We start from the raw sequence: 10,944 nt of genomic DNA, 5'->3' as shown, positions 1-10,944 counted from the left end.
TCAGTCGAACACCGGGGTTTCGACGCCCAGCACCTTGTGCAGCTTGGGGCTGGTGGTGGTGTACTGCAGGTGGATTTTTTTCTCGGGGAACACGTAGGGGGCGGCGCCGAAGGCGGCCAGCGCGGCTTCGTGGAAGCCCGAGAGGATGAGCTTTTTCTTGCCGGGGTAGGTGTTGATGTCGCCGACGGCGAAGATGCCGGGCACGCTGGTCTGGAACTTCTCGGTGTCGACCACGATCTGCTTGCGCTCCAGGGCCAGGCCCCAGTCGGCGATGGGGCCCAGCTTGGGGCTCAGGCCGAAGAACACCAGCAGCATGTCCAGCGGCAGGCGGCGGGTGATGCCGTCGTTGCCGGTGACCTTGATTTCGCTGAGTTTGCCGTCGCGCTCGTCGAAGCCGCTGACCTGGCCGACCAGGAGCTGCATTTCGTGCTGCTCGCACAGCGCGCGCATGCGCGCCACCGAGCTGGGCGCGGCGCGGAAGCCGTCGCGGCGGTGCAGCAGCACCACGCTTTCGGCGCGCTGGGCTTGGTCGGTGGTGGCGAAGTGCAGCGCCCAGTCCAGCGCGGAGTCGCCGCCGCCGACCACCACCAGGTTCCTGCCGGCGAAGGGGGCCGGGTCCTTGACGCGGTAGAACAGCTGCGAGCCCTCGAAGCGCTCGAGGCCCTCGACCTTGAGCAGGCGCGGCTGGAAGGAGCCCACGCCGGCGGCGATGAACACGGTCTTGGTGACGAAGCGGGTGGCCTTGCTGGTGGCCACGAAAAAGCGCCCGTCGTCGAGCCTGCGCAGTTCGGTGACGTCCTGCCCCAGGTGGAAGGTGGGGTGGAAGGGCTCGATCTGCTTGAGCAGGTTGTCGGTGAGTTCCTGGCCGGTGCACACCGGCACGGCGGGGATGTCGTAGATGGGCTTGTCGGGGTACAGCTCCACGCACTGGCCGCCCAGGTGGGGCAGGCTGTCGATGACGTGGGCCTTGATCTCCAGCAGCCCGAGCTCGAACACCTGGAACAGCCCGACCGGGCCGGCGCCCACGATCACGGCGTCGGTTTCGATCGGCTGGCCGTGCTGGCCGGCGGCTTCGGGAATCGCGGGGTGCAGGTGCAGGTCCATGGAGGCGCGGGGATCGTGGCTGGAGAGAACAGCCACGGATCCTAGGCCCCGGAAACTCCCACCCCAACAACAGTGTTTTCATGGGCTTAGATGCCTGCGGGTATAAGGCGCGGCCAGGCGGGGTGGTGCCGTTTCGCGTGCAACTGCAATTTCCGGGACTGACCGTAGACATTTTCTTCGGGAAAATGCCCAGGAGCCTGGGCGGCAGAGGGAGCCGTCGCGAAATTCGTCAGGGGCGAGGACAGTTCGGGGGCGGCGAGGAGCCCATAGTGGGCACTATGGGCGACGAGTCGACGCCGGAATGGACCGGCCCTGGCGAATTGCAGCAGGCTCGGCCTCTGCCGCCCAGGCTCCTAAGTAGAGGCCCCAGGGGCCCGCGGTTTCCAGCCCACTTCCCAGAGAGACTCCATGTTGAAGAATTTGCGAATCGGCGTGCAGATGAGCATCGCCGCGGGGACACTCATCGTGCTGTTCGGCACGGCGCTGGGGGTGGGCCTGTACGGCACGACCAGCCTGCAGGCCAGTTTCGGGGACTACCTGCGGGGCAACCTGGCCTACGCGAACGCGGTGCAGACCATGTACGCCCAGGGACTGCAGGCGGGGCAGGCCCTGCGCAATTTCGCGATGCTGCCGACCAATACCCATTCCTATCCGGCCCTGCTCGATGCCGAGCACGCTTTCGAACAGGCCTTGCAGGACGCGCGCGGCCTCAGCGCGGCGCTGTACCCGGACGACCGCGAGGAACTCGAGCGCATCGCCGGGTTCCAGCAGGAGGACGTGGCCATCAGCCAGCAGGTGGTGCAACTGGCGAAGACCGACCCGGCCTCGGCGATCGCCATGATCAACGCGAAGGAAACCGGCAAATGGCGCCAGATCCGTGCCATCCTGCTGAACATGACGAAGGCCCAGCAGGCGCGTGACCAGGCGGTGCACGTGCAGGTGCGCGCCACGGCCGAACGGGTGCGGGAGGTGGGCATCGGCGCCGGGTTGTTCGCGCTGCTGGTGGGGGGGCTGGCGACCTGGCTGGTGGTGCGGCGCATCACCCGCGCGCTGGCGCGGTCGGTGGAAGTGGCCGAGCACGTGGCGCGCGGCGACCTGAGCCTGCGCATCGAATCCGACAGCCGCGACGAGGCCGGGCGCTTGCTGGACGCGCTGGCGCGCATGGTCGGACAGCTCACCCGCACCATCGGCGAGGTGCGCACGGCCGCGACCTCGATGGCCATGGCCTCGCGCGAGGTTTCCAGCACTTCGCAGACCCTGTCACAGGGGGCCTCGGAACAGGCGGCCTCGGTGGAGCAGACCTCGGCCACGCTGGAGCAGGCCAGCGCCATGGTGCAGCGCAGCGCCGACAACGCCCGCGCCACCAACGAACTGGCGAAGACGGCCGCCGCGCAGGCGGAGCAGGGCGGCGAGGCGGTGCGGCGCACGGTGGCCGACATGCAGGCCATCGCCGAGCGCATTTCCATCATCGACGACATCGCCTACCAGACCAACATGCTGGCGCTGAACGCGGCCATCGAGGCGGCGCGCGCCGGCGAGCACGGCAAGGGCTTCGCGGTGGTGGCCGCCGAGGTGCGCAAGCTGGCCGAGCGCGCGCAGGTGGCCGCGCGCGAGATCGGTGAGCTGGCCTCGGCCTCGGTGAAACAGGCGGAGACGGCGGGCACGCTGCTGGGCGAGATGGTGCCGGCCATCCTGAAGACCTCGGCGCTGATCCAGGAGATTCACGGTGCCAGCGACGAACAGGCCACGGGCATCCGGCAGATCAACCAGGCGGTCGCGCAGGTCAGCGCGGCCACGCAGCAGAACGCTTCGGCCTCCGAACAGCTGGCCGCGACCTCGGAACAGATGACCTCGCAGGCCACCGAGCTGCAGCGCACCGTGGAGGGCTTCAAGCTGGCGCTCAGTGCATAATCGAAAGCTTTGGTCCGGACCCCGAGCTTTCCATGCATGCTTCTCCCCGCCTGAGCGCCGGCACCCTGGCGATGCTTGCGTTGCCGCCCCTGCTGTGGGCGGGCAACGCGGTGGTCGGGCGCCTGATGGTGGGGCAGATCGCGCCGCTGGCCTTGAGCTTTTTCCGCTGGTTCTTCGCCCTGCTGGCCTTGCTTCCCTTCGCGGCCGGCGGGCTGTGGCGCGGGCGCGAGCTGCTGCGCCGGCACTGGATGGTGCTGGCGCGCCAGGGTTTCCTGGGCGTGGCCTGCTACAACTCGCTGCAGTACGTGGCCCTGCACAGCACCACGCCGCTGAAGGTGTCGCTGATCACCTCGGCCGCGCCGGTGTTCGTCACCCTGCTGGGCGCCGCGCTGTATGGCGAGGCCATCGGCGCGGCGGCCTGGACGGGCAGCGCGCTGTCGGTGGCGGGGGTGGCGGTGGTGGTCAGCGCTGGGCATCCGCAACGCCTGGCGGCGCTGCACCTGGCGCGCGGCGACCTGCTGATGCTGCTGGCCGTGTTCCTGTGGGCCTTGTACACCTGGGACCTGCGGCGCCACCCGGTGCGCCTGCCGCGCCTGTCGCTGCTGGCCGCGCAGGTGGCTTGGGGCACCTTGTTCATCGCGCCGCTGGCCGCCTGGGAGCGCTGGGGCCTGGGCCACGTCACGCACTGGAGCCTGCCGGTGGTGCTGGCGGTGGGCTACGTGGCGCTGTTCGCGTCGGTGCTGGCCTATGCCTGCTGGGGGGCCGCGGTGTCACGCGTGGGCCCGCAGGTGCCTTCGTATTTCGGGAACCTGGCTCCGGTGTTCGCCGCGGGGCTGGCCTATGCCTTCCTGGGCGAGCGCATCCAGGCCTACCACGTGGTGGGGGCGGTGCTGATTTTCGCGGGCATCCACGTCGCGCTGCGCGGGCGGCCGCGCTGAACCGGGCGGGCGCGCCCCCTCAGGGCCGCTGCTTCAGGCCTGTTCCTCGGGCGGGCTTTCGAGCAGGATGCGCTGGCCCAGCTGCAGCACGGCCAGCGCGTAGAAGGCCGAGTGGTTGTAGCGGGTGACGGCGTAGAAATTGTCGGTGCCCAGCACGTAGTCGGGCGCGCGGCTGGCGTTGGGCAACTGCACCACGGCCAGCTTGCCGGGGTAGTCGAGCACCTGCGGCAGCAGCGAGATTCCGGCCGCGCGCAGCTCGGCGGCGCGAAAGCTGGGCACGATGTCCGGCTCGAGCAGGCGCTGTAGCACCCGCGGCTCGAGCTTGTCGGGCAGCTGCAGCGGGAACCAGGCCGGCATGTCGCGCACCCAGCCGTGGCCGGCCAGGAAGTTGCCCACGCTGGCAATGGCATCGGGCGCGTTGTGGATCAGGTCGACCGAGCCCTCGCCGTCGAAGCGGGTGCCCCAGCGCAGGATGTTGCCGGGCATGAACTGGGGCATGCCGATGGCGCCGGCGTAGGAACCCCGGATGCTGGCGGGGTCGGTTCCACCGGCGTTGCACCATACGAAATAGTCACCGAGCTGGGAGGCGAAGTAGTCGCTGCGGTCGTTCGGCGCCGCCGCGGGGAAGTCCAGCGACAGCGTGGCCAGGCTGTCGAGCACCGGGAATTCGCCCATGCTGCGCCCGTACAGGGTTTCCACGCCGAGGATGCCCAGCACCACCTCCGGGGGCACGCCGAAGCGCTGGCGCCCTTCCTGCAGCCAGGCGTCGTTGGCGCGCAGGAAGCGCACCCCGGCGGCGATGCGCGTGGCTTCGATGAAATGGCTGCGGTACAGGCCCCAGTTCTTCTGCTCCGGGCGCCCGGGGATGATCAGGCGCGCCACCTGGGGCTGGAAATAGGCCCGCCCGATCTGCTCGCGCAGCCAGGCCACCGGCAGCGCCGTCTGGCGCGCCAGCTGCATGGCCAGGCGCAAGGCCTTCTCGGAATGGGCGTAACGCAGCGCGGGGGACTCGTCCGCCCGCGAGGAGCCGCCCACGGCCAGCAGCGCGCCGGGCATGCCCAGGCCCGCCAGCACCGCCCCGGCGCCGCGCAGCGCCCCGCGCCGCGCCGGCGAATGGGGCGCGCTGCGCAGCTTGACGCCTGCGGCGGGGTTGGCGGGGCGGCTCATGCGGGCAGAGGGGACGGCGGTGGTGGTGGCGGAACTCGGAGCGTGCTTCGGGGGACGGATGGCGAGGCGCGCGCAAGGGTTGCACGGATCTTGCACGGCAGGGGCGTGGACGCCGGGGAGCGGTGTGCCTTGCCGCCGCGCTCCGGAGCCCTCGCAAGGCGCGTGCCCGCGCGACCCACGGTTCCCAGTGTACCGAGTGGCGCCGCGCCGCGGCGGGCAAAGCCCCTGCCGGGAGTGCCGGAAAGGCCTTGTACCGTCAAGACCCCGGCGCGGCCGCGGGGGAAATCGTCAAGAAGTCGTCATCTCGAAAGGGTTTTACAGCCATGTCCGATCCGCTGTCCTGGTCCTCGATGCTGCGCGTGCTCGCCGGCCTGGGCCTGGTGCTGGTGGTGTTCTACCTGTTGTTGCGCGTGCTCAGGCGCGCGCAGCCGGGCCTGGGCGCCGGGCGCGCAGACCTGCGCGTGGTGGCCTCGCTGGCACTGTCGCCGCGGGAACGCGTCTTGCTGGTGCAGGTGGGCGAGCAGCAGCTGTTGCTGGGCGCCGGCGCCCAGGGTCTGCGCTGCCTGCACGTGCTGCCCCAGGCGCTGGAGGCGAAGCCGCCGGGCACCGGCCTGCCGCCCGTGCCCTTCGCCGACTGGCTGCGCAAGGCCGTGTCCGCATCTTCGTCCGCATCGTCGTCCGCATCCTCTTCCGACCGCCCGTGATGACCCTCTCCGCGTTCCGTCCGCGCCTGCTGCTGGCCGCAGCGGCGCTGCTGGCGCTGCCGGCCCTGGCGCATGCGCAGGTGCTCCCGGCGCTGACCAGCACGCCTGCCGCGGGCGGCGGCACCCAGTACAGCTTGAGCCTGCAGACCCTGCTGTTCATGACCGTGCTGGTGTTCCTGCCGGCCATGCTGCTGATGATGACCGCCTTCACGCGCATCGTGATCGTGCTGTCGCTGCTCAAGCAGGCGCTGGGGACCACCACGGTGCCGCCGGCGCAGGTGATCGTGGGGCTGTCGCTGTTCCTCACGCTGTTCGTGATGAGCCCGGTGTTCAACCAGATCAACGACGTGGCGGTCAAGCCCTTGATGGACAACACCCTGTCCCTCACCCAGGCCCTGCAGGCCGGCTCGCAGCCGCTGCGCAAGTTCATGATGGCGCAGACCCGCAAGGACGACCTGGCGCTGTTCGTGAAGCTCTCCGGGCACAAGCCCCTGGCCAGCCCGCAGGACACGCCCTTGACCCTGCTGATCCCGGCCTTCGTCACCTCCGAGCTCAAGACGGCCTTCCAGATCGGCTTCGTCGTGTTCATCCCGTTCCTGATCATCGACATGGTGGTGGCCGCGGTGTTGATGTCCATGGGCATGATGATGTTGTCGCCGGTGACCCTTTCGTTTCCGCTGAAGCTGATGTTGTTCGTGCTGGTCAACGGATGGGATCTGGTGATCGGCTCGCTGGTGCAGAGTTTCGTGCGCTGACGCGCAGAGTTCGCAGGAGAGTTCGCGATGAGTCCCGAAGCCGTCGTCTCGCTGGGCCAGCAGGCCTTGTGGGTGATGTTCCTGGTGTCCCTGCCGCTGCTGGGTGTGGCCCTGGTGGTGGGGCTGCTGGTCAGCCTGCTGCAGGCGGCCACGCAGCTCAACGAGATGACCCTGAGTTTCGTGCCCAAGGTGCTGGCCATCGGGCTGGCGGCCGTGCTGGCCGGGCCGTGGATGCTGCACGTGATGATGGACTTCACCACGCGCCTGCTGCTGAGCATTCCGCAAATGCTGGGTTCCTGATGATCTCCTTGTCCTCGCTGCAGCTGGAGCAATGGGTCGGGGCCTTTTTCTGGCCCTTCCTGCGCGTGCTGGCGCTGCTGAGCACGGCTCCGGTGTTCAGCGCCGCGCAGGTGCCCATCCAGGTGCGCGTGGGCCTGGCCGCGGCCGTCGCGCTGGTGCTGGCGCCGATGCTGCCGGCGATGCCGCCGGTGCAGCTGGACAGCGCGCTGGGCTGGAGCCTGATCGTGCAGCAGTTGCTCGTGGGCGGCGTGGTCGGGCTGGCCATGTCCCTGATCCTCAGCAGCGTGCAACTGGCCGGCAGCATCGTGGGCCTGCAGATGGGCCTGGGGTTTTCCACGCTGTTCGATCCCCTGCAGGGGGTCGAGGTGACCAGCCTGGCGAGTTTCCTGAACCTGTTGACCATGCTGCTGTTCCTGGCGATGAACGGGCATCTGCTGCTGCTGGCGGTGCTGGCGCGCAGTTTCACGCTGCTGCCGGTGGGCGCCGCCGCGGGCCTGGGCGCCGGCAGCTGGCATGCGCTGGCGCTGGAAGGCGGGGCGCTGTTCTCGCTGGCGCTGGCCATGGCCGCGCCGGCGCTGGGAGTGCTGCTCATCGCCAACCTGGGCCTGGCCACGCTGAGCAAGCTGGCACCACAGCTCAACCTGTTCGCGATCGGCTTTCCCCTGTTCTTCGGGCTGGGCTTCGTGGCCCTGTATCTGTTGATGCCGGTGATGCAGACGGTGGTGCACCACCTGGTCGAATACGGCGTGAACCTGGCCGGCAGCCTGCTGCGCCAGGCCGCGCCGGGCGCCCCCGCCGGGCTGCCGGGAGCCTGAGGCCATGGCCGAGGACAGCGCACAGGACCGCGACTTACCCGCCTCGCTCAAGCGCCGGCAGCAGGCGCGCGAGAAGGGGCAGGTGGCACGCTCGAGGGACCTCAGCTCGAGCCTGCTGATGGTGGCCAGCGCCGCCGCGGTGTACTACGGAGGCGCCTGGTTCTTCGGCCACGGCGCCCAGGTTCTGCACGAGGGCCTGAGCGTGCCGGCCGCCGCCGCGCACGACCCGCAGCAGATGCTGGAGTTCGCCGCCACGGTGGCGCGCGACGGGCTGGTCATCGGGCTGCCGCTGATGCTGCTGAGCTTTGTCGTGTGCATCGCCGGCGGCGTGGCGCTGGGCGGCTGGGTGTTCAGCCTGGAGGCGCTTTCGCTGGACTTCACGCGCCTGGACCCGGTGTCCGGCATCCAGCGCATGTTCTCGCTGAGCGGGCTGGTGGAACTGGGCAAGGCCCTGCTCAAGACGGTGGTGATCGGCTCGCTGCTGGCCCTGGTGCTGTGGTCCCAGCGCGGCACGCTGCTCAGCCTGCTGGGCGTGGCGCCCAGCCAGGCGCCGGCGCTGCTGGGCAGCCTGTGCGGGCACGCCTTCGTCTGGCTCGCCGCGGCCACGCTGCTGGTGGCCGCGGTGGACGTGCCCTGGCAGATCGTGCAGCTCAACAACAAGCTGAAGATGTCGCGCCAGGACCTGAAGGACGAAATGCGCGAGAGCGAGGGCAACCCCGAGGTGCGCCAGCGCCTGCGCGCCATGCAGCGCGAGCGCGCGCGCCGGCGCATGATGGCCGCGGTGCCCAAGGCCGACGTGGTGGTGACCAACCCGACCCACTTCGCGGTGGCGCTGGGCTACGAACAGGGCCGCCAGCGCGCGCCGGTGGTGCTGGCCATGGGCGCGGACCGCGTGGCCGCGCGCATCCGCGAACTGGCGGTGGAACACGGCGTGGCGGTGGTGGAGGCGCCGCCGCTGGCGCGCGCGCTGTACCGCTACGCCGAACTGGAGCAGGAGATTCCGGTGAAGCTGTACAACGCGGTGGCGCTGCTGCTGGCCTATGTCTACCAGTTGCGCGCGCTGCCGCAGCAGGCGCGCGCGCCCGCCGACTGGGCGATTCCCGCTGATCTCGATACTTCGGCCGACAAGGCCATGCCGGTGCACTGACCATGGCGACTTCCGCTTCCCCCGCCGCCGGCCCGCTGCTCGCGCGCCTGATGCGCCTGGACTGGCGCCTGCTGGCGGCGCCGCTGCTGGTGGTGATGATCCTCATGATGCTGGTGGTGCCGCTGCCCACCTTCGTGCTGGACGTGCTGTTCACCTTCAACATCACGCTGTCGCTGATCATCCTGCTGGTCACCCTGTACCTGACCCGCCCGCTGGACTTCGCGGCCTTTCCCACGGCGATCCTGCTGACCACGCTGCTGCGCCTGTCGCTGAACGTGGCCGCGGCGCGCGTGATCCTGCTCAACGGACAGAACGGCGGCGGCGCCGCCGGGCAGGTGATCGAGTCCTTCGGCCAGTTCGTGGTCGGCGGCAACTACGCGGTGGGCATCATCATCTTCGCCATCCTGGTGGTGATCAACTTCGTCGTGATCACCAAGGGCGCGGGACGCATCGCCGAGGTGAGCGCGCGCTTCACCCTGGATGCGATGCCGGGCAAGCAGATGGCCATCGACGCCGACCTCAACGCCGGGCTCATCGATCAGGACGAGGCGCGCCGGCGCCGCGCCGACATCGCGCAGGAGGCGGACTTCTTCGGGGCCATGGACGGTGCCAGCAAGTTCGTGCGCGGCGATGCGGTGGCGGCCATCCTGATCCTGTTCATCGACTTGCTGGGCGGGCTGATCATCGGCGTGCTCATGCACGGCCTGAGCCTGTCGCAGGCGGCGCAGAACTACACCCTGCTGTCCATCGGCGACGCGCTGGTGGCGCAGATTCCCTCGCTGGTCATCTCCATCGCCGCAGGCATCGTGATCAGCAACGTGTCCACGGGGCAGGACGTGGGGCTGCAATTGGTGGGGCAGTTGTTCCGCCACAAGCGCGTGCTGGGCATCGCGGCCGGCATCCTGGGGCTGATCGGCCTGGTGCCGGGCATGCCCCACGTGTCCTTCCTGCTGGCCGCGGCGGTGCTGGGCGGCGTGCTGTGGCAGCGCGAGCGCCGCGAACGGCGCGAGGCGGCCGCTCCCGCCGACGCCGCGGCGCCGGCGGCGGCGGCCAGCACCGAGCCGGAGGAGGTGAACTGGTCGCAGATCGAACCGGTGGACACGCTGGCGCTGGACGTGGGCTACCGCCTGATCGCGCTGGTGGACCGCACGCAGGGCGGCGAGCTGCTGGCGCGCATCCGCGGCGTGCGGCGCAAGTTCGCCCAGGAATTGGGCTTCCTGGTGGCGGCGGTGCACATCCGCGACAACCTGGAGTTGCGCCCCGGCGGCTACCGCATCGCCCTCAAGGGGGTGGAGATCGGCGCCGGCGAGGTGTTCCCCGACATGCTGATGGCCATCAACCCCGGACAGGTCAGCGGCAACCTGCAGGGGCAGCCCACCACCGACCCGGCCTTCGGGCTGCCGGCGGTGTGGATCCAGCCCGGCCAGCGCGACACCGCACTGGCCATGGGCTACACCGTGGTGGACCCCAGCACGGTGATCGCCACGCACCTGCACCACCTGCTGCAGTCGCACGCCGCCGAGCTGCTCGGGCGCGAGGAGGTGGAGGGCCTGCTGTCGCACCTGTCGGAGCGCTCGCCCAAGCTGGTGGAGGACCTGGTGCCCAAGCTGCTCAGCGCCGACCGCCTGCGCAAGGTGCTGCAGAACCTGCTGGCCGAGGGGGTGCCGATCCGCGACATGCGTACCGTTGCCGAGGTGCTGGCCGAGCATGCGCAGCAGATCAGCGACACCGACGAGCTGACGGCGCGGGTGCGCCAGGCCCTGGGCTCGTTCATCGTGCAGTCGCTCAGCGGGGCGAACCGCGAACTGGCGGCCGCGGTGCTGGAGCCGCAGCTGGAACAAATCCTGCTTGCCAGCCTGCGCGCGGACCCGGCGCAGGCGGCGGTGGAGCCGGGGCTGGCGCAGCGCCTGATGGATCGCGCGCGGGAGATGATGCAGCGCATGGAGTCGCAGGGGGCCAGCCCCGTGCTGCTCACGGTGGCGCCGCTGCGCCAGTTCCTGGCGCGCCTGCTGGCGCGTTCTGCGCCGCGCCTGCGCGTGCTGTCCTATGCCGAAGTGCCTGACCACAAGCAGGTGCGCATCACCCAAACGCTCGGAGCCTAAG

At 70.0% G+C, this 10,944-nt stretch carries 10 protein-coding genes; 8 read left to right on the top strand and 2 right to left on the bottom strand.

Annotation, left to right across the window (positions count from 1 at the left end; translation table 11 throughout):
* A complete protein-coding gene (locus D466_RS0117870) occupies positions 1-1,104 on the bottom strand; it encodes an NAD(P)/FAD-dependent oxidoreductase (protein ID WP_018915073.1) in 1,104 nt (367 codons plus the stop codon).
* A 408-nt stretch (positions 1,105-1,512) separates the two neighbouring features.
* Between D466_RS0117870 and D466_RS22260 the strand changes: the two genes are divergently transcribed.
* Both D466_RS22260 and D466_RS0117860 read left to right on the top strand, forming a co-directional pair.
* Positions 1,513-3,015 (top strand): methyl-accepting chemotaxis protein, encoded by a 1,503-nt coding sequence (locus tag D466_RS22260; RefSeq protein WP_018915072.1) that lies wholly within the window; start codon positions 1,513-1,515, stop codon positions 3,013-3,015.
* 32 nt (positions 3,016-3,047) lie between these two features.
* A complete protein-coding gene (locus D466_RS0117860; RefSeq protein WP_018915071.1) occupies positions 3,048-3,953 on the top strand; it encodes a DMT family transporter in 906 nt (301 codons plus the stop codon).
* A 33-nt stretch (positions 3,954-3,986) separates the two neighbouring features.
* Here the strand turns inward: D466_RS0117860 and D466_RS0117855 are convergent, their stop codons facing one another.
* The gene (locus D466_RS0117855; protein WP_018915070.1) at positions 3,987-5,120 is read right to left on the bottom strand and encodes a lytic transglycosylase domain-containing protein; all 1,134 of its coding nucleotides are present in this window, start codon (positions 5,118-5,120) and stop codon (positions 3,987-3,989) included.
* A 323-nt stretch (positions 5,121-5,443) separates the two neighbouring features.
* Between D466_RS0117855 and fliO the strand changes: the two genes are divergently transcribed.
* Genes fliO through flhA form a run of 6 tightly spaced genes read left to right on the top strand, consistent with a single transcriptional unit; the run spans position 5,444 to position 10,943 of the window.
* Positions 5,444-5,824, top strand: a complete 381-nt coding sequence (gene fliO / locus D466_RS0117850; RefSeq protein ID WP_018915069.1) for a flagellar biosynthetic protein FliO — start codon at positions 5,444-5,446, stop codon at positions 5,822-5,824.
* Positions 5,824-6,579: a flagellar type III secretion system pore protein FliP gene (gene fliP, locus D466_RS0117845; protein ID WP_018915068.1), complete on the top strand. Its 756-nt coding sequence runs from the start codon at positions 5,824-5,826 to the stop codon at positions 6,577-6,579. The genes fliO and fliP overlap by 1 nt, the downstream gene beginning before the upstream one ends.
* Before the next feature lie 27 nt (positions 6,580-6,606).
* On the top strand, positions 6,607-6,879 hold the full coding sequence (fliQ, locus tag D466_RS0117840) for a flagellar biosynthesis protein FliQ (protein ID WP_018915067.1): 273 nt from the start codon (positions 6,607-6,609) through the stop codon (positions 6,877-6,879).
* Entirely contained in the window at positions 6,879-7,694 is an 816-nt protein-coding gene (fliR, locus tag D466_RS0117835) for a flagellar biosynthetic protein FliR (protein WP_018915066.1), read from the top strand. Before fliQ ends, fliR begins: the two co-directional genes overlap by 1 nt.
* 4 nt (positions 7,695-7,698) lie before the next feature.
* Entirely contained in the window at positions 7,699-8,841 is a 1,143-nt protein-coding gene (gene flhB, locus D466_RS0117830) for a flagellar biosynthesis protein FlhB (protein ID WP_018915065.1), read from the top strand.
* Positions 8,842-8,843: 2 nt separating this feature from the next.
* Entirely contained in the window at positions 8,844-10,943 is a 2,100-nt protein-coding gene (gene flhA / locus D466_RS0117825; protein ID WP_018915064.1) for a flagellar biosynthesis protein FlhA, read from the top strand.
* The last annotated feature ends 1 nt before the right edge of the window (position 10,944 follow it).

It is taken from the genome of Thiomonas sp. FB-6, assembly GCF_000377645.1.
Lineage (GTDB): Bacteria > Pseudomonadota > Gammaproteobacteria > Burkholderiales > Burkholderiaceae_C > Thiomonas_A.
This window is presented reverse-complemented; position numbering and strand designations above follow the sequence as displayed.